The sequence below is a fragment of the Caballeronia sp. dw_19 genome, assembly GCF_018449515.1.
Classification (GTDB): domain Bacteria; phylum Pseudomonadota; class Gammaproteobacteria; order Burkholderiales; family Burkholderiaceae; genus Caballeronia.
Window position 1 is genome coordinate 43,383 of record NZ_JAAVUQ010000003.1, and the last position, 25,785, is coordinate 69,167.

Sequence of the window (25,785 nt, forward strand, 5' to 3'; positions counted from 1 at the left end):
TCGGCGAGGCGGCGCGGGGAAATTTCCCGCGCCGCCTCGCTTTTTTGCGCGCGCATTTGTTGCGGATAATGACTTCAAGAGGTTGATTTGAGCTTTAAACGTGGGTCGTTCGAGACCATCGTAGAACGGGAGAAGGGGCTGCACCGGAGTTTGACCGCCGGACAGATGTCGATGATTGCTATCGGCGGGGCGATCGGAACGGGGCTTTTTTTAGGCAGCGGTTTCGCGATCGGTTTCGCCGGGCCGAGCGTGCTGGTGAGCTATGCGATCGGCGCGTTGATCGCGTTGTTGCTGATGGGCGCGCTGGCCGAGATGACCGTTGCGCACCCGACTTCCGGATCGTTTGGCGCGTACGCGGAGTTTTATATCGGGCCGCTCGCGGGATATCTGGTCCGCTACGCGTACTGGTCGGCCGTCGTATTTGCGGTCGGCACCGAGGTCAGCGCGGTCGCCGTGTTCATGAAGTACTGGTTCGCGAACGTGCCGGGCTGGTATTGGATCGTGGGTTTTTCCGCCGCGCTGATTGGCGTGAACGCGGCGAGCGTCAAGGTGTACGGCGTGATCGAATACGCGTTTTCGATGCTGAAAATCGTGGCGATCGTTGCGTTTATCTTGCTCGGTGCGGTGTTCGTGTATGGCGCGCCGGTGTCATCCGGCGTCGGGCTGAACAACTTCACGGCGCACGGCGGGTTCTTTCCGCACGGCGTGAAGGGCATGTGGTTCGCGGTCATTGTTTCCATTTTCAGCTACCTGAACATCGAGACGATCGCGGTCGCGGCCGGCGAAGCGCGTGATCCGCAACGCGCCGTGGCCCGGGCATTTCGCTCGACCGTATTCCGGCTGGTGCTCTTCTATCTGCTCACGCTGGCGTTGATGCTCGCGATTGTTCCGTGGACGCAGGCCAGCACCGACGAAAGCCCGTTCGTCAAAGTGATGGCCGCCACGCACGTCCCGTTCGCTGCGGGCGTGATCAACTTCGTGGTGCTGATCGCGGCGCTTTCCGCGATGAACAGCCAGCTCTACATCACCACCCGCATGATGTTCAGCCTGTCGCGGGCCGGTTACGCGCCGGCGCGCTTCGGGCGTCTGAGCGCGAACGGCGTGCCCACCGCCGCGCTGTCTTTGTCGACTAGCGGCATTGCGCTGGCCACCATCCTCACCGCGTTCTGGCCGGCGATGGCGTTCGGCTTGATGATGTCGCTAGCCATTTTCGGCGCGATGTTCGCCTGGCTGATGATTTTCGTCACGCACCTCTTTTTCCGTGCCCGCTACGACGGGCCGGCACTGTCTTTCCGGATGGTGCTGCACCCGTTCGGAAGTTTGCTGGGCGCGGGTTTGATGGCCGCGATCATGATCACCACCGCCTTCACGAGCGAATTTCGCATGACGCTCGTCTACGGCCTGGCATTCATGGTCGTTCTCGTCACCACCTACCTGCTCTGGTATAGGAAACGCGGGTAAACACCGGCCAGAAACCCCTTTGCATGTCTTTCGTTTCGAAACTAAAATCTTTCGAAACGAAAGTACAAAGGTGGTGCTGCCCGTGTTGGCCAACAAGAATTCGCTTCATCGGCGTCTGCGTATCGTCGAGCTTGTCCGCAAGCGCGGGGAAGTATCGGTCGATGAACTCGCTACAGCGTTCGACGTGTCCAGCGTCACGATCCGCTCGGACCTGAATTACCTGGAGCAGCAGCGCTACCTCATCCGGGCGTTTGGCAAGGCGCGCTACGTCGCGCAACGGCCCGGCGAGAACCTGCTGGCAGCGGTGCCTCCGAGCGCGACACGGCAGGCCGCGGATATGGCGATTGCGCGCATGGCGGCGGATTTCATCGATGACCACGCGTCGGCGTTCATTGGCGCAGGTCTGATTACGCACAAGTTGCTGCCGCTGCTTGCCGACCGCGCAAACCTCGCGCTGACGCTTAACGACATCGCGATGGTGCCGACCGTCCAGCGTTTCATGCGCTGCGAATTGCGTCTCACCGGCGGTTCGCTCGATGACGATTCCACCGTGCTGCTTGGGCCGGACGCCGAGCGCTCGTTGTTTGCGATGTCGCTGGATCTGGTGGTGCTGGAGGCGAGCGGTATCGACCGCGAGGGCAATTTGCTGTGCGCCGATCCGCGTCTGGCAAGCGTATTCAAAGCCGCGTTAAAAAACGCCAAACGAATCGTAGTCGTGGCTTACCAGCCGGCGCTGCAAGGTGAGGGCGAGGCCTTCTGCCACGTCAGTCGCCTGGGCGGATTGGTACTCGATGACGCCATCGACCCGCCGACACTCGACCTGATTCTCAAAGCTGGACTGGACGTGCATCGGCGGGAAGAAGGGATTCTTGAATTTCATGGTAAGTAACCCTAAACAATAACTGGAGATAGTCACATGTTTCGTCGTCGTTCACTTCTTGCTGTTCTCGTCACCGCGTTCGCCGCAACTGCAACGGCCGCCCAAGCCGCCGATGTAAAGATTGGCGCATCTCTGCTCACGCAACAACATCCGTTTTACGTCGAACTCGCCAATGCGATGAAGGCTGAAGCGGCGAAGGATCACGCGCAGATCGATATCGCGATTGCGAATCAGGACTTGAGCAAGCAGATTGCCGATGTCCAGGATTTCGTGACGAAGAAGGTCGATGTGATCGTGATCTCGCCGGTGGATTCAAAAGGCGTGAAAGCCGCCGTGCTGACGGCGCAGCGCGCCGGGATTCCGGTGATCACCGTCGATATCAGCGCGCAAGGCGTGGAAGTCGCGTCGCACATCGCCACCGATAACTACGCGGGCGGCCTGCAAGCCGGCGCGTTGATGTGCAAGGTGCTGGGCGGCAAGGGCAAGGTTGGTGTGATCGATTATCCGACGGTTCAATCGGTGATCGACCGCGTGACGGGCTTCAAGAAGGCGCTGGAAGCATGTCCCGATGTGAAGATCGTCGCGATACAACCGGGCATCACGCGCGCCGATGCATTGAGCGCCGCGCAGAACATGCTGCAGGCGAATCCGGATCTCGCGGGCATCTTCGGCTTTGGCGATGACGCTGCAATGGCCGCAGCGGTGGCGGGTAAATCGGCGGGGAACCACGTGAAAGTGATCGGCTTCGACGGCATGCCGGAAGCGCGTGCAGCGGTGGACAAGAACCCGAACTTCGTCGGCGTGATTCGTCAGTACCCGGACAAGATGGGCGCGCTTGCCGTGGACACTGCGGTGAAGGTCGCAGAGAAGCAGCCCGTGCCGAAGCTGCAACCGGTGACGCCGGGTCAGTATCTGAACGCGTCGGTGAAATGAATACGGTTTTAAACCCGCGCCCGATGGTGCCGCTGCTCGAGTTGCGCGGTATCGCGAAATCGTTCGGTCCGGTCGAGGCGATCAAGGACGTCTCGCTCTCGATTTTGCCGGGCCGCGTTCATACGCTGCTCGGCGAGAACGGCGCGGGCAAGTCCACGCTGATGAAGATTCTCGCGGGCGTTCACGCGCCCACGCGTGGCGAGATTTTGCTGAACGGATCGTTGGCTACGTTTGCGAATCCCGGTGAGTCGCAGAAGGCCGGCATCGCGATCATCTATCAGGAACTCAGTCTCGCGAAGAACCTGAGCGTGGCCGAGAACATGTTCGCGGGACACGAGCCGCGGCGTTTTGGCATCGTCGATTTCAAGCGCTTGTATGCGCAAGCACAGGCGTTGCTGGATGACCTGGGTATCGATATTGACGCCGCCGCGTCCGTCTCGCGACTTTCCATGGCGCAGCGCCAGCTTGTGGAAATTGCCAAGGCGCTGAGCCGCGACGCATCGCTCGTGATCATGGACGAACCTACGTCCTCGCTGAGCGATCGCGAAGCCGAGATTCTTTTTCATATCGTCACGAAGCTGACGGCGAAGGGCGCGGCGGTGGTTTATATCTCGCACCGCATGGACGAGATCATGCGTATCTCCGACGACATCTCGGTCATGCGCGATGGTCGCTACATCGCGACATTGCAGAAGGGCGAGACGACTATCGGCGCTTTGATCGCGATGATGGTCGGCCGCGAAATGAGCGATGTGTATCCGCGTCGCGAGACGCCTTATGCATGTCCTTCGTTGCCGTTGCTGAAGGTGAGCAACCTCACACTTCCCGGCCAATTTGAAGACATCAGCTTCGAGATTCACGCGGGAGAAATCCTGGGCTTCTTCGGACTGATCGGCGCGGGACGCTCGGAGGTGATGAAGGCGTTGTTCGGTATCGGCCGGCCAAGCGGCGAAATTACGATGAGCGGCAAGCGGCTGAAGTTGCGCAATCCGGCGCATGCCATTCGCGAGGGCATCGCGTTTGTCACGGAAGACCGCAAGCACGAAGGTCTCGTGCTGATGCATTCGATCGCCAACAACGTGACGATGGCGAGTTTCGAAGAACACGGTTCGCGCTTCGGCATCCTGAACCGCCGCTTCGAACGCGATGAAACCGCGAACGCAATCACGCGCATGAACATCCGTGCATCGGGGCCGTTTCAAGCGGTTGGAAACCTGAGCGGCGGCAATCAGCAGAAAGTGGTGTTCTCGAAATGGCTGGCGTTGAAACCCAAAGTGCTGATCCTCGATGAACCCACACGCGGCGTTGACGTAGGCGCGAAGTTCGAGATTTATCGCGTGATCCGTGAGTTGGCTGCGACTGGGACCGCGATCATTCTTGTCTCGTCCGAATTACCGGAAGCACTCGCCATGAGCGATCGCCTTGTCGTGATGCGCGAGAAACGCATCGTCCATGAATTCAATTCGCACGGTCCTACGCAAGAAGAAGTGATGTCGTACGCAACAGGAGCCAAAACAGCATGAACCCGACTCAACTCAGCGGCGCCGCATCGACGCGCCGCTCGCACGCAAGCGGCGCGCTACAACGCGCGGCCCGGCACTACGGCGGTATCGTCGTCGGCCTGATCGTTTTATGCGGATTCTTCTGGGCGCTGTCGCCGAACTTCATGTCGGTGAACAACCTCGTGAACGTGGTGATGCAGGTTTCCATCATCGCGATCCTCGGGTTTGGCATGACCTATGTGCTCCTGCTCGGCGATATCGACCTGTCGGTCGGTGCGACGATGGCGCTCGTCGGCACCGTCTGCGCATTCACGTTGGAGCATGGCGCGTCGCCGTTCATGGCCGTGATCGCTGCGATGGTTACGGGGCTCGTTTTAGGGGCCGTGAACGGATCGCTGACCGCGTTACTGACGATTCCCTCGTTTATTGTCACGGTCGCCACCATGGGCGTTTTCCGGGGCTTGGCCTACCTCACGTCGAACGGCGTGCCCATTTCCATCGACGATGATCGCTTCGCCTTCCTCGGCAACGGTCTTGTGCTGGGTATTCCGCTGCCGATCTGGATCCTCGCGGTCCTGCTGCTGTTGAATCACTTCGTGCTCTCGCGTACCGTATTCGGACGCAAGGCGTATCTCGTGGGCGGAAACCGCGAGGCGGCGTTGTATTCGGGTATCGATGTAAACAGGCTGCGGATCATGATCTTCATGATCTCGGGCTTGCTCGCAAGTATTGGCGGCGTGCTGATGACCTCGCGGCTTTACTCCGCGCAGCCGAATGCGGGGATCGGCTATGAACTCGATGCCATCGCTGCCGCCGTGCTCGGCGGAACGAGTCTCTCGGGCGGCTATGGAACGATCACCGGGACGCTGATCGGCGCGCTGATTATCGGTGTCATCAACAACGGGATGAACCTGCTCAGCGTTCCGTATTTCTATCAACTCATCGTGAAAGGCATCGTGATCCTGGTCGCGGTGTGTATCGATGTTCAAACGAAGAAACGTCATGCCTAACTCAAACGGTGTTCCCTCCAAGAAGCCCGGCACCATCGTCGCGATGGGCGAGATCCTGGTCGAAATCATGGCCACTAAAATCGGCCAGAGCTTTCGTGAACCGGGGACGCTCATTGGCCCGTTCGCGAGCGGCGCGCCGGCCATTTTCATCGATCAGGTCGCGAAGCTCGGCAGTCCGTGCGCGATGATCGGCTGCGTGGGCGACGACGACTTCGGCGTGCTCAACGTCGAGCGCTTGCGCAGCGATGGCGTTGACGTATCCGGTATCGCGGTGCTGAAAGATGCGACCACCGGCAGCGCGTTCGTCACGTATCGCGAGGACGGCGATCGTGACTTCATCTACAACATTACGAACAGCGCGTCGGCGCAGTTGTCGGTGGCGAATCTGCGGGACGATCTGCTCGCGAACTGCGGCAATTTCCACGTGATGGGATCGTCGCTGTTCTCGTTCCGGATTATCGAGGCGATGAAGCAGGCTATCGAAACGGTGAAGAGGAACGGCGGCACGGTGAGTTTCGATCCGAATATCCGCAAGGAAATGCTGCGGATTCCGGAGATGCGCGACGCGCTCGACTTCATCCTCGACTACACCGATGTGTTTCTGCCGAGCGGTCATGAAGTGACCTTGCTGGCGAGCGCGACGTCGGAGCGTGGGGCGATCGATGAACTGCTGAAGCGCGGCGTGAAGGAAGTGATCGTGAAGCGCGGCGCGGAAGGTTGCAGTTACTTCGATGCCAACGGCGAGACGCATCGGCCGGCCTTCAAAGTGCAGGAACTCGATCCGACCGGCGCCGGGGATTGCTTCGGCGCGACGTATATCAGTTGCCGCGCGCAGGGCATGGACGTGGATACATCGCTTAAATATGCGTGTGCAAGCGGCGCGCGGGCGGTGGGAGTCAAAGGCCCGATGGAAGGCACGGCAACGTTCGCAGAACTCAATACCTTTCTGCAATCAGCCACGGAGTGAAGTCATGAACTCGATCGTCTCGCGTTTGAGCAATGCACACCCGGCGTCGGTGTGGCTGGCCGGCATCTATTCGATCTGCTCCGCGCACCCGTGGGTGCTGGAAGCAGCCATGCGGCAGGCGCTGGAAGACGAGACGCCCTTGCTGATCGAATCGACATCGAATCAGGTCGATCAGTACGGCGGTTATACGGGCATGAAGCCGGCGGATTTCGTGGACTTCGTTCGTTCGATTGCCGAGCGCGTTGGTTTCCCTCATGCACATCTGATTCTCGGCGGCGATCACCTTGGGCCGAACGCGTGGCGTCATCTTCCCGCAGAAGAAGCCATGCATCGCGCGGATGCGTTGATCGACGCGTATGCATCGGCGGGCTTCACGAAGATTCACCTCGATACCAGCATGTCCTGCGCCGATGACCCCGAGCGCTTATCCGATGCAGTGGTTGCTGCAAGGGCCGCACGTTTGTGCGCGGTAGCGGAGGCGGCGGTGAAACGCGCGGGTCTCGGCGTGAGTCCTGTGTATGTGATCGGCACGGAAGTACCGGTGCCGGGTGGCGCGGCGGAAGAGCTGGACATCGTTGAGCCAACCTCGCGTGAAGCGGCGATTGAAACGGCCCTGATCCACAAACAAGCGTGGCAAGAACACGGCGTGCAAGACACGTGGCCGCGCGTGATTGCGCTCGTTGTGCAACCCGGTGTGGAGTTCGATCATACGAAGGTGATCGACTATGAGCCGGCGCGGGCCGAGTCGCTAAAGAGCGCGCTGGACGATCTGCCGGGGATGGTCTTCGAGGCGCATTCCACGGATTATCAAACGCCCGAAGCGCTAAGCGCTTTAGTCCGCGACGGCTTTCGCATTCTCAAGGTGGGGCCGGGCGTGACGTTCGCATTGCGCGAGGCGTTGTATGCATTGGCCGACATAGAAACGCAATTGATCGATGCGCATAAACGATCGAATCTGCGCACGGTCGTTGAGCGCGTGATGCTGAGCAAACCGGGTTACTGGGAAAAGTATTATCACGGCGATGCTGAGCAGCAACGCGTGTTACGCACCTATAGTTATAGCGACCGCGTGCGTTATTACTGGGCCGATGCAGAGATCGGCGCAGCGGCGCAAACGTTGCTGGATAACCTGAGCGCTTTGAAGATTCCGGAGAATTTGCTCAGCCAGTTCTTGCCTGAGCAGTATTGGGCGGTGCGCCGCGGGCAGCTGAAAAACGAGCCGCTCGCGCTCGTGCAGGATCGCGTGCGGCAGGTTATCCGAACATACGCGGCGGCGTGCCGCGCTTGATTTCTTCGAACCAGCTCAGTGCTTGCCCGTGCTGCCGAAACCGCCGGCGCCGCGCTCGCTCTGGGCGAAGTCATCGACAATATTGAACGTTGCCTGCACCACCGGCACGATCACCAGTTGCGCAAGGCGTTCAAGCGGGTTCAGCGTGAACGCCGTCGCGCCGCGATTCCACGTCGAGATCATCAACTGGCCTTGATAATCCGAGTCGATCAAACCGACCAGATTCCCCAGCACCACGCCATGCTTATGACCCAAGCCTGAGCGCGGCAGAATCAGCGCCGCATAATCCGGATCTTCGATATGAATCGCGAGTCCCGTAGGCACCAGAGTCGTCTGGCCGGGTTCGAGCGTGATGGGTTCATCGAGGCACGCACGCAGATCGAGTCCGGCGCTGCCAGTCGTGGCGTAGGCGGGCAGATAGTCGCGCATGCGCGCATCGAGGATCTTGATGTCGAGTTTCATGGGTTCTGTTTGTTGAGTTCGAATGCTTCGGCCAGCAATTCATACGAGCGCATGCGTGCCGGGTAACTTCCTGCAACCGTCAGCACGATCAGTTCGTCGGCGTCGAAGCGTTGTTGAAGTTCATGCAATTGTTCGGTCACGCGTTCTGGCGTGCCGATGATGCTGCGATTTTTTTCCCGCGCAATCACGCTCAGTTCGCGTTCGCCAAATGCCTGGCCCGCGCCCTGAGCAATCGATGGAATGGGCATGTTGAGGCCGTACGCCATCTGCACACGACGTAAATCGACCGCGCGTTCCAGTGCGGCGGCTTCCGCTTCGGTATCGGCGCAAATGACGAACACGGCGGCCGCGAGATAAGGCTTCGAGCCGTTGCGCGATACAAACCGGTCGCGATACGCCTCCGCCACCCGGTGTCCATATTGCGCATTAATAAAATGCGCGAACGCGAAACGAATGCCGAGTTGCGCCGCGAGCAGGCCGCCGAAATCGCTGGAACCTAGCATCCATAACTCGGGGCGCGTGGCGATTTCCGGCTGCAAGAGCACGCCGTGCGCGAGATGATCTTCGGGCAACGTACCGTCGAACAGGCCGACGAGTTCGCCCACCTGCTGCGGGAAAATATCGCCGCGATTGTAGTCGCCGGCGGCCACTGCTTGCGCTGTGCGCATGTCGCCGCCGGGTGCACGCCCGACGCCCAGGTCCACGCGATTCGGAAACAGCGCTTCGAGCATCAGGAACTGTTCGGCGACTTTGAACGAGCTGTAGTAGGGCAGCATGACGCCGCCCGAGCCGATCCGGATGCGCTGGGTAATGCTGCCGATTCGCGCGAGCAATACCTCAGGACATGGATTCGATACCCCGCGCAAACCGTGATGCTCGGCGCACCAGTAACGCGTGTAGCCGAGGTCGTCGGCGAGGCGCGCGAGATCGAGCGTGGCCGCGATAGCATCAGCGGTGCTATGGCCGTGAATGACCGGCGTTTGATCGAGTACGGAGAGTTTCGTCGTCATGGTCCTGGCAACAGCAATGGGCTAAACCGGCAGGCTAAGACAGCAGTGAACCGCCACGCGGCGCCCGCTTCGCGATCTCGGCGATCAACAAGCGCGCCAGCAGTTTTTTATCGGCGCGCGGCAGACGCGTGATACCCGATGCTTCGAACAGCACGACCTCGTTGTCGTCGAGGCCGAAGGTCAGCGGCCCGAGATTGCCGATCAGCAACGGCACATTCTTGCGCGCGCGTTTCTCTTCGCCGTGCACTTCGAGATCGCCGCTTTCCGCCGCGAAACCCACGCAATACGGCGGGTTCGGCAAACGCGCGACGGTGGCGAGGATGTCCGGGTTTTCGACGAACGTGAAGGTGGGCATCGGCTGATTGGCGGTCTTCTTGATCTTGTGCTCGCTGAGGTGCTCAACGCGCCAATCCGCGACCGCCGCTACTGCAATAAAGATGTCTGCATCCGGCGTGGCGTGCAACACCGCGTCGTGCATTTGCTGCGCGGTTTGCACATCTTCGCGATACACACCCCAAGGCGTTTCCAGCGCAACCGGGCCGGCCACGAGATGCACGTCGGCACCGGCCTGAGCCGCCGCACGCGCGAGCGCGAAGCCCATCTTGCCGGATGATCGATTAGTAATGCCACGCACGGGATCGAGCGGTTCGAAGGTCGGACCGGCCGTAATCAACACGCGATGTCCTTGCAGAATCTTCGGCTGGAAGAATGCACAGATTGCTTCGAATGTCGCCGATGGTTCCAGCATCCGGCCATCGCCCACTTCACCGCACGCCTGCGCGCCGGAATCGGGTCCGAGCACTTGTACGCCGTCCCCGCGAAGCTGCGCAACGTTGCGTTGCGTCGCCGGGTTCTGCCACATCTGGCGGTTCATCGCGGGCACGACGAGCAGCGGGCAATCCCTTGCCACACACAGCGTGGAGAGCAGGTCGTCGCAATTGCCATGCGCGAGCTTGGCGATAAAGTCGGTGGAAGCGGGCGCGATCACGATTGCATCGGCTTCACGCGACAAATCGATATGCGCCATGTTGTTGGCAATCCGCGTGTCCCATTGCGAGGTGTACACGGGACGGCCGGACAACGCCTGCATGGTCACAGGCGTAATGAATTGCGTGGCGGCGTCGGTCATGACGATCTGCACGGTCGCTCCGGCTTTCACCAGCAGACGCGTGAGTTCGGCGATCTTGTAGCACGCGATACCGCCTGACAGCCCAAGTACGAGATGCTTTCCTGCGAGTTCTGTGTTGTCCAATCCCGCCTCCATCGTCATGCTTTACCGTGCGAAGAAACTTACTTTGCCCCGCGCACGCGCCGCAATTCATCGAACACGAGCAGCACGGCGCCGATGGTAATCGCACTGTCGGCGAGATTAAACGCCGGCCAGTGCCACGTATTGACGTGAAAATCCAGAAAGTCGATCACATGGCCATACGCAATCCGGTCGATCACGTTGCCAATCGCGCCGCCCATGATCAGCGCCAACGCCGTGCAGAACAGCCGTTGCGTGCCGTGCCGTTTCAGCAAATAGCAGATCACGATAGCCGCGACCACGCCGAGCGCGGTGAAACCCCAACGCTGCCAGCCACCGGCGGTAGCGAGAAAGCTGAACGCCGCGCCGCGGTTGTAGATCAGGAACAGGTTGAAGAAGGGCGTGAGCGCGTGCGGCTCGCCATACGTGAACACGCGGGCGACGGCGATCTTCGACAACTGGTCGAAGAGAATCACGATCAACGCCACGCCCAACCACGGCGCGAGTGACCCGCTGCTTTGTTTCGACATCGTTCTTGCCATTATGCTGCGCTCCGCGATTCGCCGTTGCCGAAGAGATTGGTGATGCATCGGCCGCACAATCCAGGATGTTCCGCCGATGCCCCCACGTCCGCACAGTAATGCCAGCAGCGTTCGCATTTCAGATACGTCGATGCAATCACGTCAACGCCTTCTTCCGCTTCGCTCGCCACCTTCACCACCCGCGCCGCCGATGTAATCAGCACGAAGCTGAGGTCATCGCCGAGGCTGGTCAACGCGTTGTATCGTGCGCCGCTCGCCCGTACGTCCACTTCGGCCTGCAGCGACGAACCGATCAGGTTAGCCGTGCGCGCTTCTTCCAGTGCCTTCGTGACGTCGCTGCGCGCCGAGCGGATCAGCGTCCACTTGTCGAGCAATTCGCCGGCCTCGGGCACTTGCGGATAGGTGTGATACACCTCGGTGAAAATGGTATCGCGGCCAGGTTGCAGCACCTTGTACGCCTCTTCCGCCGTGAACGACAGATACGGCGCGACCAGCCGCAGCAAACCGTGCGCAATGTGATGCAGCACCGTCTGCGCCGCGCGGCGTTCGCGCGAATCCGGCTTCATGGTGTAGAGCCGATCCTTCAGCACGTCCAGATAGAAACCGCCGAGGTCTTCCGAGCAGAACGTCGCGAGCTTCGATACAACCGGATGGAACTCGAACTTCTCGTAATGCGCGAGCACATCATCTTGCAGGTTCTGCGCGAGGGCGACGGCGTATTTATCGATCTCGAGCCAGTCTTCCACCGGACGTGCATTCTTCTCGAAGTCGAAATCGGAGAGATTGGACAAGAGGAAGCGCAACGTATTGCGAATTCGCCTGTACGTCTCCGTCACGCGCTTCAGGATCTCTTCGGAGATCGCGAGTTCGCCCGAATAATCCGTCGATGCAATCCACAAACGGATGATTTCCGCGCCCAGCCGGTTCGACACTTCATGCGGATCGATGCCGTTGCCAAGCGACTTCGACATCTTGCGACCTTCGCCATCGACGGTGAAGCCGTGCGTGAGCAGCGCGTTGTACGGCGGACGGCCGTCGAGCATGGAGGCAGTAAGCAGCGACGAATGGAACCATCCGCGATGCTGGTCCGAGCCTTCCAGATACAAATCTGCCGGGAATTGCAGCGAATCCTTGTGCGAGCCGCGCAGCACGTGCCAATGCGTCGTGCCTGAGTCGAACCACACGTCGAGCGTGTCGCGATTCTTCTCGTACATGTTGGCTTCATTGCCGAGCAGTTCCGCCGGATCGAGCGTTTGCCACGCTTCAATACCGCTCACTTCCACGCGCTTGGCCACTTCTTCGAGCAGTTCCAGCGTACGCGGATGCAGTTCGCCGGTTTCCTTGTGGACGAAGAATGCCATCGGCACGCCCCATTGACGTTGCCGCGACAGCGTCCAGTCGGGCCGGTTCGCGATCATGCTGTACAGCCGCTGCTTGCCCCACGCCGGGAAGAACGCCGTGTTCTCGATCCCTTCCAGCGCCGTCTCACGTAGCGTGCGCGACGTATCGTTGGGCTTCACGTCCATGCCGGCGAACCACTGCGATGTCGCACGATAGATGATCGGCGTCTTGTGGCGCCAGCAGTGCATGTAGCTGTGCTTGTACTTCTCGGTTTTCAGCAGCGAATGTGCGCCGCGCAAGGCTTCCACGATCTGGTCATTCGCTTCCCAGATCGAGAGTCCGCCGAACAACGGCAACGATTCGATATATCGCCCGTCGCCCATGACCGGGCTGATGATGTCCGAGTCCGTCATGCCATGCGCCTTGCACGACACGAAGTCTTCCACACCATATGCCGGCGACGAATGCACGATCCCCGTGCCGCTCTCGGTCGTCACGTACTCGCCGAGATACACAGGCGCCGTGCGTTTATAGCCGGGGTGGGCCGCGCTTAACGGATGATGAAAGCGCAGGCCGCTCAACTTCTCGCCCGTCGTGGTCGCGATGGTCGAACCCGTGAGGCCGTACTGCTTCAGGCATTCTTCCACGCGATCTTCGGCCAGGATCAGCAGGCCCTTTTCGGTATCGACGAGGCTATAGACGATCTCCGGATGCACATTGAGCGCCTGGTTCGCGGGGATGGTCCACGGCGTGGTCGTCCAGATTACGACGCCACCTTCCTGCTTAGGCAACGCGTTCAGGCCGAACGCCTGCGCGGTCTTTTCCGGCTCGGCAAAAGCGAACAGCACGTCGATGGTCGGATCGACCTTGTCCTGATACTCGACTTCGGCTTCAGCCAGCGCCGAACCGCAATCGAAACACCAGTTCACCGGCTTCAGCCCGCGATACACATAACCCTTCTCGAGGATCTTCCCCAACGCGCGGATTTCGCCCGCTTCGTTGGTGAAATTCATCGTCTTGTACGGATTGTCCCAGTCGCCGAGCACACCAAGGCGCCGGAAGCCGAGCTTCTGCTTTTCGATCTGCGCGCTCGCGTAGGTGCGCGCTTTTTCCATCACTTCGCGTGCCGGCAGCGACTTGCCGAACTGCTTCTCGATCTGGATTTCGATGGGCATACCGTGGCAATCCCAGCCGGGGACATAGACCGCATCGAAGCCCGCCAGATTGCGCGCCTTCACGATCATGTCCTTCAGGATCTTGTTCACCGCGTGCCCGAGGTGGATGTCGCCGTTTGCATACGGCGGGCCATCGTGCAGGATGAACTTCTTGCGGCCCTTGCTGGCAGCGCGGATTTTTTCGTAGATCTTGTTGTCCTGCCATTCCTTCACCCATTGCGGCTCGCGCTTGGGCAAGTCACCCCGCATGGGGAACGGCGTATCCAGCAGATTGACCGGATATTTCGACTGGGGCTTGGCTTCTTTCTTGTTGCTCATGGATGACTCGATATCTATTCGATGAAGCGGCGGTGAGGCGGCGGTTCCAAGCGGACAAGCTCGGGAACGGGCTCGAAGATGCGTATTTAGCGAGGCAGCGGGCAGCGCGTCGGGGGCTTTATTGGCAATCTAAGCTCCCGGCGCTACGCGCTCACCTAATTCGATCGGTGGCCGAGATGGCGAAACCGCTGTCGCGGCCACTTGAGTTCACGTCTGCAGCGAAATACGCGCGGGCGTTGGTCACGTCGCGCGCGATGGCTGCCGTCAGGGTTTCGAGGTCCACGTATTTTTCCTCGTCGCGCAGCTTTTTCAGGAATTCGATACGTACGAGCTTGCCGTACGCGTCGCCATGCCAGTCGAGCACGAAGGTTTCAAGCAGCACGCGGCCGGAGTCGTCCACGGTTGGGCGCAGTCCGAGGCTCGCCACGGCGGGCAGCGGGTCGGGTCCAAGCCCATGCACGCGCACGACGAAGATGCCTGCGAGCGCCGGCCGCTTGTGGGCGATCGGCATGTTGAGCGTGGGAAAGCCGAGATCGCGGCCGAGCTTTTGCCCGTGGACCACGTGGCCGCTGATCACGTAGGGGCGGCCGAGTGCGACGCGGGCGGCGTCTAGATCACCGGCTACCAGCGACGCCCGCACGCCCGAACTCGAAATGCGCGCGCCATTGAGGTCCGCGACTGTTGCCATTTGTTCGACTTCGAAGCCGTGTTTGCGTCCGGCCATTTGCAACGATTCGAAATCGCCGGCACGTTTGGCGCCGTAGCGGAAGTCGTCGCCGATCATGACCCAGCGAGCGTGCAGGCCATTCACGATCACGTTTTCGACGAACGTATCGGGCGGCTGGCTGGCGAAGGTGTGATTGAAATGTTCGACCACGACGCGATCCACGCCGTTTGTGCGCAGCGCTTCTAGTTTGTCGCGCAGCATGGCGATGCGGGGCGGTGCGCCGGCGGGATTGAAGAATTCGCGGGGATGCGGCTCGAAGGTCATGACGCAGACCGGCAGTCCGCGGGCGTCCGCGGCGGCGCGCACGTGGGCGAGCAGCGCCTGATGGCCTCGGTGGACACCGTCGAAATTGCCGATGGTCAGCGCACAGGGCGCGCGGCTTTCGGCATTGGGTAGGCCGCGAAAGACTCTCACGATATCGGTTGGGTCGGCGGTTGGCGGTTAAATGGGCGGGGGCACTGCCCGTTGGGGCACTGCGCGTGCAGCGCGAAGCCGCAAAGCGTTCGATTATAAACGTTCAGGGGCGGTGGGGGTTTCGTTCGCACTTGGTCGGGCGGGGTTTTGGGGCTGGAGCGCCCGGGGACGGTTTGGCGGTTGGTGGTCGGGGTGTTCGGTTCCGGGGTTAGCGGTCGGAGTCAATGCCGGGTTGCTGCTTTCGGCGTTTGCGGTCTGCGAGAGTCGGATTTTCTCTTTATCACTGTTAGCCACTGTGCGTGGCGGCACGTCATTTCTTTGTCCAAAGCGACAAAGAAACGAAGCAAAGAAAGCGCTTTCAAACCACGCTACCCTAAGTGTCCACAGCGTGCAGTTTTGATTCATGGGTGCCCCAAAAGCACGGTGCTCGCCAGAGCGGAGGATGTGTGAACCCCTCCTTCTCGCGAATCCTGACACGAACACGCTTCGCCCCGTACGCTCTCGGGCAAGCACCAGTTGCCAAGGAGCCAGTACGGCCTCACGCGTACTCGTAGACTCGCGCTTGCCAATGAACACGTCTCGCCACCCGTGCTCTCGGGCAAGCACGAATTGACCAGGAACCAGCACGGCCTAACGCGTATTTGCTTCTACGGTTCTTCGTGGGTTAGCCGCTTGGTCAGTGCGGTTATTTTCGTAGGCTATGGCCTTACGCATCTTCGCGGCCCCATTTCTTGGCGGGTTGGCGGCGTGGTCCGTCATGCGCACAAAGTTGGAGGGAGGTCGTCCGCGGATAGCGCGGGGTGCCCCTTGGGCAGGTTCAATCACTGGTGGCGAAGCGTGTGGGTATCCGTGTTCGGAGAAGAAGGGGTTCAAACATCCTTCGCTCTGGCGAGCACCGTGCTTTTGGGGCACCTATGAATAGAAACTGCACGCTGTGGACACTTAGGGTAGAGCGGTTAAAGCGCTTTCTTTGCTTCGTTTCTTTGTCGCTTTGGACAAAGAAATGACGTGCCGCCACGCACAGTGGCTAATAGTGATAAAGAGAAAATCCGACTCTCGCAGACCACTAACGCCGAAAGCACCAACCCGGCATAGACTCCGACCACTACCCCCCAGAACCGACCACCCCGCCCCCAAACCCCGACCAAGTGCGAACGACCATCCCCGAACGATCTGCCCGGCCCTCCTTGAATGATAAAATCCGCGGATGAAAAAAATCGTCATCCTGATTTCCGGGCGGGGAACCAATATGGAAACCGTCGTGCGGGCTTGCGCGCGCGACGGCTGGCAGGCGTTGGTGGCCGCCGTCATATCGAATCGCCCAGACGCCGCCGGGCTTGCGTTCGCGGCGGAGAATGGCATTCCGGCAACTGTTGTGGATCACCGTGATTTCACCACGCGCGAAAACTTCGATCAGGCGCTTGCACGCGTAATCGACGGCTTCGAGCCAGATCTCGTCATGCTCGCAGGCTTCATGCGCGTACTGACCGACGCCTTCGTAGAACGCTACGCAGGGCGCATGATCAATATTCACCCGTCGCTGCTACCGTGCTTTCCAGGGCTCAAAACCCACCAGCAAGCACTCGATGCCGGCGTGCGCGTGCATGGCGCAAGCGTCCATTTTGTAACGCCGACGCTGGATCATGGCCCTATCGTCGCGCAGGCGGCGGTGCCGGTCATGGCTGGCGACGACGCCGCCACACTCGCTGCGCGGGTGCTGGCTGTCGAACACATTATTTACCCACGCGCGGTGCGCTGGTTCGTCGAAGGGCGTCTTGCCATCGACGGCGAGCGTGTCGTGCTCACGCCACCAGAGCCGCAATGGCTCTTTGCCGACATTGCCGGGGAGGGCGTATGAGGCTTCATGGATTTTTGATAGGACAAACAGAGACGTTGCTGGCAGACGTTTTACGCTTCAGCGGCCCCGCCGACGCGGCTACCAGCCGCTTTTTCCGCGCGCATCCGAAGCTCGGCCACAACGAACGCGGTGTGATCGCCGAAGCGGTGTTCGCCGTCCTGCGCCGCAAGATGGAATTTTCGCATCTCGCCGAAAGCGGCAGCGGCAACCTCGCGCGGCGTCTTGCCTTGCTGGGTTTGATGCAGACGGCGGGGTTATCGGCGGTAAAGCCTTTCATTTCCGCCGATGAATACCAGTGGCTCAACCAGGTGTCGAAGATCGATCCGGGCAGCTTGCCGGTGCGCGTGCGGACCAATTTGCCGCAGTGGATCTACGACGCCATGACGAAGCGCTTCGATACCGAAGAGCTCGCCTTGCTCGCCGCCGCGCTGAACTACCCGGCACCGCTCGATTTGCGCGCAAACCCGATCAAGGCGACGCGTGAACTGGTCATCAAGACGCTGACCGAAGCCGGTATCGATGCAGGCGAAATGCCGTATGCCCCGTTTGGCGTGCGTGTGGACGGCAAGCCGGCGCTCACACGCCTGCAACCGTTCCAGGATGGCTGGATCGAGGTGCAGGACGAAGGCAGCCAGCTTTTGTGCTCGCTGGTTGCGCCCCGGCGCGGCGAGATGATCGTCGATTTCTGCGCGGGCGCGGGCGGCAAGACTCTGGCGCTCGGTGCAATGATGCGTTCCACAGGCCGTCTCTACGCCTTCGACGTGTCCGACCGCCGGCTTGCCAAACTCAAGCCACGCCTGGCTCGCAGCGGTTTGTCGAATGTGAATCCGGTCCTGATCGACAGCGAGCACGACGCCAAGATCAAGCGCCTGGCCGGCAAGATCGACCGTGTTTTGGTCGACGCGCCGTGCTCCGGCCTCGGTACCCTGCGGCGTAATCCAGACCTGAAATGGCGCCAGTCGCCGGAATCGGTGGCGGAATTGACGCCGAAGCAGTTGTCCATCCTGACCAGCGCGGCGCGGCTGGTAAAAGTGGGCGGCCGTCTCGTCTATGCAACATGCAGCATGCTGGAAGCGGAAAACGAGGGCGTGGTCAACCAGTTCCTGGCAACGCATCCGGGCTTCAAGCTGGTTCCGGCACGCGAGGTGCTGGCTGAACAACGCATTGACCTCGACACGGGCGACTACCTGCAACTTTGGCCGCACAAGCACGGCACGGACGGCTTCTTCGCTGCCGTACTTGAACGGTTGCCAGTTGCCGCGAAGGAAGCTGTAGTTGAGGAAACCGCAGAGGAATAAGTAATATTTGCTCGGTTTGGCCGGCGGAATCGGGAAGCGATCCCCGGCCAAAGCTTTCAAAAGCGGGAAATTCGTGTTTACCGCACTAAACAGCAACGCGATTTAGCGGTCAAATTTCCTGTTGACCCTGCGCGAAATCAAAATTTTCCCTAATCGACACAAAGACTTGGAACGCATGACGTAAAATGCCGTCGAACCACGTGCATAATCCTTTCATGCACCCAACAGCCGTCGATTCGGTTTTCGTTCGGCTATTTTTTCCGCCTTTCAGGTAAATTGCCTTGCTGAATTCATCGCTTCAGTTTCTCGCCAACGGATTGCTCGACCTTTCGTGGTGGCAGATCTTGCTGTTCACGCTCGTGATGACGCACATCACGATCATCGGTGTGACCGTCTATTTGCATCGTTGCCAGGCGCACCGCGCGCTGGAATTGCATCCGGTCGTCAGCCACTTTTTCCGCTTCTGGCTTTGGGCCACCACCGGTATGCTGACCGGGCAATGGGCGGCAATCCATCGCAAGCATCACGCTAAATGCGAGACCGAAGAAGATCCGCATAGTCCACAAACGCGCGGCATCTGGAAAGTCTTGCTTGAAGGCGCTGAACTTTATCGTTCGGAAGCCAAGAACGAAGAAACCATGCGCAAATTTGGTCACGGCACGCCGAATGACTGGATGGAACGCAACGTCTACACGCGTTACCCTATTCTCGGCATCAGCATCATGATGGTCATCGACATTGCGCTGTTCGGCTTTGTCGGACTGACAGTCTGGGCCGTGCAGATGATCTGGATTCCGTTCTGGGCAGCGGGCGTAGTCAACGGACTCGCGCATTGGTGGGGTTACCGGAACTTCAATTCGGCGGACGCCAGCACGAACATCTTCCCGCTCGGCATCCTGATCGGCGGTGAGGAACTGCACAACAATCACCACACGTATGCAACGTCGGCCAAGCTGTCGAACAAGTGGTACGAATTCGATATCGGCTGGATGTATATCCGCATCATGTCGGCGTTCAAGCTGGCCAAGGTCAAGAAGATCGCGCCTACGCCGCGTCTGTCGGCTTCCAAGCCGGTGCTCGATCACGACACGCTGCAAGCAGTTCTGTCGAACCGCTATGAAGTGATGGCGCGTTATGGCAAGGCAATGAAGCGTGCGTATCGGCAGGAATTGTCGAAACTGAAAGAAGGCGGCTCCGCCGACAAGTACCAACTGATGCGCGGCGCGCGCAAGTGGGCGCACAAGGAAGAGGCGGGTCTGGACGAGCCGCAACGCCAGCAGTTGCCGGCGCTGTTCTCCGACAACCACAAGCTGCGCACGTACATTGAATTGCGTCAGGATCTGGCCGCCATGTGGGACCGCTCCAATGCGTCGCGCGAACAACTGCTCGCGCAACTGCAGGACTGGTGTCACCGTGCCGAGCAAAGCGGTATCAAGGCGCTGCAGGACTTCGCGTCACGCCTGCGACGCTACGCCTGACGGCAGCAACCGCGCCGACCTTCGTCATCGATATCCGTTAAAATTTCATGACGTCACAAGACCCCGCTCTGGCGGGGTTTTGTCGTTTTGGGGCCTGGTTTTCACGACGGGTTCACGATGGATTCACGGCGTATTCACGAGACACGGAGACGAGGAAGCGATGGAGCAGGCGATTAAAAGCGTCGAGTACGACCGGCCGCAGGGACTGACATGCGGCATCGGGCAGGCGTGGGCGAAAGTGCCGGACGCCCCGTCGCGCGAGGAAAAGCGCGAGTTGAAGGAGCGCATCCGCGCGTTGCTCGTGCGCGAGAAAGCGGTGTTGGTCGCGCATTATTATGTCGATGCCGAGTTGCAGGAACTCGCCGATGAAACCGGTGGCTGCGTAGCGGATTCGCTGGAAATGGCGCGTTTCGGGCGCGATCACGCGGCGCAGACGCTGATCGTTGCCGGCGTTCGTTTCATGGGCGAGACCGCGAAAATCCTCAGCCCCGAAAAGCGCGTGCTGATGCCCGATCTCGACGCCACGTGTTCCCTCGACCTGGGTTGCCCCGCCGACGAATTCTCCGCTTTCTGCGATGCCCATCCCGATCGCACGGTCGTGGTGTACGCAAACACCAGCGCTGCGGTGAAAGCACGGGCGGACTGGATGGTGACATCGTCGATCGGGTTGGAGATCGTTGCTGATCTGCATGCGCGCAGTGAAAAGATCCTCTGGGCGCCCGACCGGCATCTGGGCGGTTATATCCAGAAGAAAACCGGCGCCGACATGCTGTCGTGGCAAGGTTCGTGTCTTGTCCACGATGAGTTCAAAGGCATCGAACTCGATCTGCTGCGCGCCGAGTATCCCGATGCAAAAATCCTCGTTCATCCGGAATCGCCGGAAGCGGTGGTCGCGTTGGCTGACGTGGTGGGTTCAACCACGCAGTTGATCGACGCGGCGGTGAGGCTTGAAGCGAAGCGGTTTATCGTCGCGACGGATCTTGGAATCCTGCACAAGATGCGGCTTGCGGCGCCGGACAAGGAGTTCATCGAAGCGCCAACGGCCGGGAACAGCGCAACCTGCAAGAGTTGCGCGCATTGTCCGTGGATGGCAATGAACGGCCTGACGAATCTGGCGGCCGTATTGGAACGCGGCCACAACGAAATTTTCGTTGATTCCCAGATCGCGGTTCGCGCACGGTTGCCGATCGACCGCATGCTCGATTTCGCTGCCCGTCACAAGAAGCGCGTCCAGGCAAGCGGTGATCTCGCAAAGGATGTTTCGTTGTTTTCAAACGTAGGAGCGGCGTGATGGCGGCGAGTCAGTTGGTGTCTCCCTTGCTTGAAGAAATCCGGGCCTTGTACGGCGCTGTGTTCGATCAGGCGCTTCAGCGCAATGTCACCGATGCACTGACAGAAGATGTCGGTGACGGCGACCGGACCGGGCTTCTCGTGCCTGCCAACGTGCAGCGTACGGCACGCGTCACGGTCCGCGAGGAAGCGGTGTTGTGCGGCGTTCCGTGGTTCGAAGCGGTGATGCGCCGGGTGGATGAATCGATTCGCGTCGAATGGCTGTATCGCGAAGGGGCGCGAATGATCGCCAATACGCCCGTGGTTCTGCTGCACGGGCCGGCGCGCGCGCTGTTGACGGCCGAGCGTAATGGACTGAATTTCCTGCAGATGTTGTCGGGGGTGGCGACCGCGACGCGTCGTTATGTGGACGCAATTGAAGGGACGTGGGCGCGGATTCTCGACACGCGCAAGACCTTGCCGGGTTTGCGCCTGGCGCAGAAGTACGCCGTGCGGGTGGGCGGCGGCGCGAACCAGCGGCTGGCCCTTTACGACGGCATTCTGATCAAGGAAAACCACATTGCCGCGGCGGGCGGCGTGGGTGCGGCGATGGATGCGGCGCTCGCGCTGAATGTCGGCGTGCCGATTCAGATTGAAGTGGAGACGCTCGAACAGCTTGAAACGGCGCTGGCGCATCGGGCGGAATCGATCCTGCTCGACAATTTCGCCTTCGATGCCATGCGCGATGCCGTGCGGCTGACCGCCGGCCGGGCGGTGCTGGAAGTGTCCGGCGGCGTGAACTTCGATACCGTGAGGACGATTGCCGAGACTGGCGTGGACCGAATTTCCATCGGCGCGCTGACCAAGGACGTGCGGGCCACGGATTATTCGATGCGGCTTGAATAGCGGCGTGATGCCCGGTTGCTGTTTTCAGGCTGGGTGAACAGCCTGAAAGCAGCAATCCCGCACCGGCTCCGGCCGCTGCGCTCAAAACCAATCCGCCACAGGTCACCGCCGGCCGAGCAGCAATCAGCCGGCATTCTTCTCCCATTGTGTCTAGACAACTTCAATAAACCTTAAAACAAATCGAACGACCGCCCGTCAAATTCCCTGCATCAACCGTAGTAAAGCCTCCGTAAGCCTTATCCATCAAGCTCCTCAGTATTTTCCCTAACTTCCCCTGCTTAGGCGAAAAAAACGTTGCCAGTCCTTTTTGTTCACTCCATGCTTGTATATACAAGTTGGCGTTCGCCACTTGATCCAACAACCTTCGTGGAAGAGTGGCTTAACAATGACAGGCAAAACGAAATTGCTCGCCCGGCTGGCTGCATCGGCGGCCGTTGGTGTAATCGCTCTCGGCGCTGCCAGCGCCCAGGCAAAAGACTGGAAATCCGTCACGATCGCCACTGAAGGCGCGTACGAACCGTGGAACCTGACGCTTCCCGGCGGCAAGCTCGGCGGCTTTGAGCCGGAACTGATCGAGAACGTCTGCGCCCGCATCAAGATCCAGTGCAACTTGGTCACGCAAGACTGGGACGGCATGATCGCCGGCCTGCAGGCAGGCAAGTTCGACGTGCTCATGGACGCCATTTCGGTCACGCCGGAACGCGAGAAAATCATCGCTTTCTCGACGCCGTACGCATCGACGCCCGCCGCTTTCGTGTCCGCCGATCAAAGCCCGTCCGCGCTCGCGAAGCAACCCGGTGCAGGCCAGACCGTCAAGCTGACGGGCGACGCCGCCCACGACAAAGCGACCGTCGATGCACTGCGCGTCGCGCTGAAGGGCAAGACCATCGGCATCCAGTCGGGCACGGTCTACACCAAGTTCATCGATACGAACTTCAAGGACGTCGCGACCATTCGCGAATACAAGACCGCGCCGGAGCATGACCTCGATCTGGTAGCCGGCCGCATCGACGTGGCTTTCGACGACAGCACCTACTGGGCGTCGGCATTCACCAAGCCGGAAAACAAGGGTCTCGCGTTCACCGGCCCGAAGATCGCCGGAACGGTCTGGGGTCCCGGCGAAGCGCTGGCATTCCGTCAGTCCGACAAGGACCTGAAGGCTAAATTCGACCAGGGCATCCAGGCGGCACTCGCCGACGGCACGGTCAAGCGCCTCTCGCTGAAGTGGCTGAAGGTCGACGCCACGCCTTGAGGCGCTGTTGATTCACGAAGCCCTGGCGAGCGCGCCTCGATAACCCGGCGCGCTCGACGATGTGTCACCGTTGGAGATAAAAGATGAGTCTGGTTCAACTACTCGGTTTCGGCGAGCAAGGGTGGGGCAGCACCTTGCTGCTCGCGCTGCTCATGACCGTGGTGCTGACGATCGCCGCGCTCGCCGTAGGCGCAGTTTTCGGCGCGATGGTCGCCGCCGCAAAACTGTCTCGCAGCCGCACGCTGAGAATTCTCGGCGATGCCTACACCACGCTCTTTCGCGGCATCCCCGAGCTGCTGATCATCTATCTCTTCTACTTCGGCGGCTCGTCGGTGATGACCGCCGTCGGTCACTTTTTTGGTGCTGACGGGTTCATCGGCGTGCCGCCTTTCATGGTCGGTGCACTTGCCATTGGCCTGATTTCCGGATCGTATCAAGCTGAGGTGTATCGCTCGGCCGTGCTGGCGGTATCGCGTGGAGAGATCGAGGCAGCGCGGGCCATCGGCATGCCGACGGCAACGTTATGGCGACGCGTGCTGATTCCGCAAGTCATCCGTTTTGCGCTGCCGGGTATCGGCAACGTCTGGCAATTGAGCCTCAAGGATTCAGCGTTGATCGCCGTGACGGGACTCGCCGAACTGATGCGTACGAGCCAGGTCGCCGCCGGATCGACGCATCAATACTTCACGTTTTATATGGTCGGCGGGGCGTTGTACCTGGTCCTCACTAGCCTGTCGAACCGCGTCTTCGACCGCGCCGAAGCACGTATCGGCCGATCATTTCGCGGCACGCTCGCGCGCCACTGAGCCACCCATACGAATCCCTAGCGAATCCGACCATGAATATCGATTTCGAATTTCTCGGCGATACGTTCTCCAAACTATTAGCCGCTGTCCCCACCACGCTCGGGTTGTTCTTCGCCTCGCTGATCGTGGGCGGGATGCTTTCTCTTGTGATCGTTGCGATGCGGGTGAGCCCGAACTGGGCGCTCAACCGTTTTGCGCGGGGCTATATCCTGGTGTTCCGCGGCTCGCCGCTGCTGATCCAGATGTTCCTCGTGTATTACGGCCTGGGTCAGTTCCCAGCTGTGCGCGAGAGCTTCCTCTGGCCGTTGCTGCGCGTGCCGTATGTGTGTGCGATTGTCTCGCTCGCGTTGTGCACGGCTGGATATACCGCCGAGATTATTCGCGGCGGTTTGCAGTCGGTACCGCACGGGCAGATTGAAGCGGCGCTCGCGTGCGGCATGTCGCGCTGGACCGTGTTGCGCCGGATCATCGCGCCGATCACGCTGCGTTACGCGTTGCCGGCGTACTCGACTGAAGCCGTATTGCTCGTCAAGTCGACGGCGCTGGCCAGTCTTGTCACGGTCTGGGACGTGACGGGCGTTGCGCAGCAGATCATCCAGCGCACCTACCGGACGATGGAGGTTTTTATCTGCGCGGCCGCTATCTATCTCGTGCTGAATTTCATCATCGTGCGGGCGCTGGGCATGCTCGAAAAGAAGCTTTCGCCGCATCTGCGCGATCGCAACGCTACGGCGCCGAAGAAGCAGCGTTCACAGGCCACGCTCAAAGCGGCGACCGTCCCCGACAGCCAACACATCGATTCCTGAATCCAAGGGAGAAAACCTCATGAACGTAAGCACCTCCATTGCGCTGTCCGCGACCAACATCCACAAGTCATTTGGCGACGCGCACGTGCTCAAGGGCATTTCCCTCGACGCGCACGAAGGCGATGTGATCTCCATCCTCGGCGCGAGCGGGTCCGGCAAAAGCACTTTCCTGCGCTGTATCAACATGCTGGAAACGCCCGACGACGGTGAAGTGAAACTCGCGGGCGAAGCGATCGAAATGAAGCGTGGCCGCGATGGCCGCCTGCAGCCGGGCAACCGCAAGCAGGTCGACCGGATTCGTTCGCAGCTCGGCATGGTGTTCCAGAGTTTCAACCTCTGGTCGCACATGACGGTAATGCAGAACGTGATTGAAGGGCCGTTGCGCGTGCAGAAACGCACGCGCGCAGAAGCCGTTGAAGAGGCGGAACAGTTGCTGACGAAGGTCGGCCTCTACGAGAAGCGCGATGCCTACCCCGCGCATCTGTCGGGCGGCCAGCAACAGCGTGTAGCCATTGCACGGGCTTTGGCCATGCACCCCAAGGTCATGCTCTTCGATGAACCCACCTCCGCGCTCGATCCGGAACTGGTCGGCGAAGTATTGCGCGTGATGCGCGCGCTCGCCGAGGAAGGCCGGACCATGCTGGTCGTCACGCATGAGATGGGCTTTGCGCGGCATGTATCGAATCGCGTGATGTTCCTGCACCAGGGACAAGTCGATGCCCAAGGCGCGCCCGACGACCTGTTCAACGGCCGCTGCTCGGAACGGTTCCAGCAGTTCGTATCGAGTCATCATTCACGTACTGCTAACTAAAATAGAGCGAGGTTGACGTGTT

Annotated in this window: 22 protein-coding genes; 16 read left to right on the forward strand and 6 right to left on the reverse strand. The window is 60.3% G+C overall.

All coding sequences use genetic code 11. From position 1 onward, the window contains the following. Positions 1 to 87 precede the first annotated feature (87 nt). The 7 genes from HB376_RS04985 (at position 88) to HB376_RS05015 (ending at position 8,041) form a co-directional block, all read left to right on the forward strand. Positions 88 to 1,461, forward strand: a complete 1,374-nt coding sequence (locus HB376_RS04985) for an amino acid permease (protein ID WP_213762336.1) — start codon at positions 88 to 90, stop codon at positions 1,459 to 1,461. Positions 1,462 to 1,543: 82 nt separating this feature from the next. After that, positions 1,544 to 2,350 (forward strand): DeoR family transcriptional regulator, encoded by an 807-nt coding sequence (locus HB376_RS04990; protein WP_213762337.1) that lies wholly within the window; start codon positions 1,544 to 1,546, stop codon positions 2,348 to 2,350. Positions 2,351 to 2,377: 27 nt separating this feature from the next. After that, a complete protein-coding gene (locus tag HB376_RS04995) occupies positions 2,378 to 3,274 on the forward strand; it encodes a substrate-binding domain-containing protein (RefSeq protein ID WP_213762338.1) in 897 nt (298 codons plus the stop codon). After that, a complete protein-coding gene (locus tag HB376_RS05000; RefSeq protein WP_255631170.1) occupies positions 3,271 to 4,797 on the forward strand; it encodes a sugar ABC transporter ATP-binding protein in 1,527 nt (508 codons plus the stop codon). Before HB376_RS04995 ends, HB376_RS05000 begins: the two co-directional genes overlap by 4 nt. Beyond that, positions 4,794 to 5,786, forward strand: coding sequence for an ABC transporter permease (locus HB376_RS05005; protein WP_213762339.1), 993 nt, complete (start codon positions 4,794 to 4,796; stop codon positions 5,784 to 5,786). The genes HB376_RS05000 and HB376_RS05005 overlap by 4 nt, the downstream gene beginning before the upstream one ends. Further along, positions 5,779 to 6,753: a sugar kinase gene (locus HB376_RS05010; protein WP_213762340.1), complete on the forward strand. Its 975-nt coding sequence runs from the start codon at positions 5,779 to 5,781 to the stop codon at positions 6,751 to 6,753. Before HB376_RS05005 ends, HB376_RS05010 begins: the two co-directional genes overlap by 8 nt. 4 nt (positions 6,754 to 6,757) lie before the next feature. Continuing rightward, on the forward strand, positions 6,758 to 8,041 hold the full coding sequence (locus tag HB376_RS05015) for a D-tagatose-bisphosphate aldolase, class II, non-catalytic subunit (protein ID WP_213762341.1): 1,284 nt from the start codon (positions 6,758 to 6,760) through the stop codon (positions 8,039 to 8,041). A 15-nt stretch (positions 8,042 to 8,056) separates the two neighbouring features. On the opposite strand, the gene dut is transcribed toward HB376_RS05015, so the two are convergent. From dut to HB376_RS05045, 6 genes are all read right to left on the reverse strand, one after another. Continuing rightward, entirely contained in the window at positions 8,057 to 8,503 is a 447-nt protein-coding gene (gene dut / locus HB376_RS05020; RefSeq protein ID WP_213762342.1) for a dUTP diphosphatase, read from the reverse strand. Next, positions 8,500 to 9,513, reverse strand: a complete 1,014-nt coding sequence (locus tag HB376_RS05025) for an LLM class flavin-dependent oxidoreductase (protein WP_213762343.1) — start codon at positions 9,511 to 9,513, stop codon at positions 8,500 to 8,502. Before HB376_RS05025 ends, dut begins: the two co-directional genes overlap by 4 nt. Before the next feature lie 34 nt (positions 9,514 to 9,547). Further along, positions 9,548 to 10,765 (reverse strand): bifunctional phosphopantothenoylcysteine decarboxylase/phosphopantothenate--cysteine ligase CoaBC, encoded by a 1,218-nt coding sequence (gene coaBC / locus HB376_RS05030; RefSeq protein WP_213762344.1) that lies wholly within the window; start codon positions 10,763 to 10,765, stop codon positions 9,548 to 9,550. A gap of 38 nt (positions 10,766 to 10,803) precedes the next feature. Continuing rightward, entirely contained in the window at positions 10,804 to 11,304 is a 501-nt protein-coding gene (gene lspA, locus HB376_RS05035) for a signal peptidase II (protein WP_089163444.1), read from the reverse strand. Then, entirely contained in the window at positions 11,304 to 14,138 is a 2,835-nt protein-coding gene (gene ileS, locus HB376_RS05040) for an isoleucine--tRNA ligase (RefSeq protein WP_213762345.1), read from the reverse strand. Before ileS ends, lspA begins: the two co-directional genes overlap by 1 nt. A gap of 151 nt (positions 14,139 to 14,289) precedes the next feature. Further along, positions 14,290 to 15,279, reverse strand: coding sequence for a bifunctional riboflavin kinase/FAD synthetase (locus tag HB376_RS05045; protein WP_213762346.1), 990 nt, complete (start codon positions 15,277 to 15,279; stop codon positions 14,290 to 14,292). 1,207 nt (positions 15,280 to 16,486) lie between these two features. On the opposite strand from HB376_RS05045, the gene purN reads away from it, so the two are divergent. The 9 genes from purN (at position 16,487) to HB376_RS05090 (ending at position 25,763) form a co-directional block, all read left to right on the forward strand. Further along, complete coding sequence (gene purN / locus HB376_RS05050; RefSeq protein ID WP_213762347.1) at positions 16,487 to 17,137, forward strand: phosphoribosylglycinamide formyltransferase; 651 nt, start codon at positions 16,487 to 16,489, stop codon at positions 17,135 to 17,137. Next, the gene (locus HB376_RS05055; RefSeq protein WP_213762348.1) at positions 17,134 to 18,435 is read left to right on the forward strand and encodes an RsmB/NOP family class I SAM-dependent RNA methyltransferase; all 1,302 of its coding nucleotides are present in this window, start codon (positions 17,134 to 17,136) and stop codon (positions 18,433 to 18,435) included. Before purN ends, HB376_RS05055 begins: the two co-directional genes overlap by 4 nt. Positions 18,436 to 18,716: 281 nt before the next feature. Further along, the gene (locus tag HB376_RS05060) at positions 18,717 to 19,913 is read left to right on the forward strand and encodes an acyl-CoA desaturase (protein WP_213762349.1); all 1,197 of its coding nucleotides are present in this window, start codon (positions 18,717 to 18,719) and stop codon (positions 19,911 to 19,913) included. Positions 19,914 to 20,073: 160 nt separating this feature from the next. Further along, positions 20,074 to 21,204: a quinolinate synthase NadA gene (nadA, locus tag HB376_RS05065; protein WP_213762350.1), complete on the forward strand. Its 1,131-nt coding sequence runs from the start codon at positions 20,074 to 20,076 to the stop codon at positions 21,202 to 21,204. Then, on the forward strand, positions 21,204 to 22,088 hold the full coding sequence (nadC, locus tag HB376_RS05070; RefSeq protein ID WP_213762351.1) for a carboxylating nicotinate-nucleotide diphosphorylase: 885 nt from the start codon (positions 21,204 to 21,206) through the stop codon (positions 22,086 to 22,088). The genes nadA and nadC overlap by 1 nt, the downstream gene beginning before the upstream one ends. Positions 22,089 to 22,473: 385 nt before the next feature. Further along, positions 22,474 to 23,340 carry a transporter substrate-binding domain-containing protein gene (locus HB376_RS05075; protein WP_213762352.1) on the forward strand — a complete coding sequence of 289 codons (867 nt, stop codon included), beginning with the start codon at positions 22,474 to 22,476 and terminating at the stop codon, positions 23,338 to 23,340. Between the two features lie 83 nt (positions 23,341 to 23,423). Further along, complete coding sequence (locus HB376_RS05080) at positions 23,424 to 24,146, forward strand: ABC transporter permease subunit (protein ID WP_213762353.1); 723 nt, start codon at positions 23,424 to 23,426, stop codon at positions 24,144 to 24,146. A gap of 32 nt (positions 24,147 to 24,178) precedes the next feature. Beyond that, on the forward strand, positions 24,179 to 24,952 hold the full coding sequence (locus tag HB376_RS05085; protein WP_213762354.1) for an ABC transporter permease: 774 nt from the start codon (positions 24,179 to 24,181) through the stop codon (positions 24,950 to 24,952). Positions 24,953 to 24,971: 19 nt separating this feature from the next. Continuing rightward, on the forward strand, positions 24,972 to 25,763 hold the full coding sequence (locus HB376_RS05090; protein WP_213762355.1) for an ATP-binding cassette domain-containing protein: 792 nt from the start codon (positions 24,972 to 24,974) through the stop codon (positions 25,761 to 25,763). Positions 25,764 to 25,785: the final 22 nt, after the last annotated feature.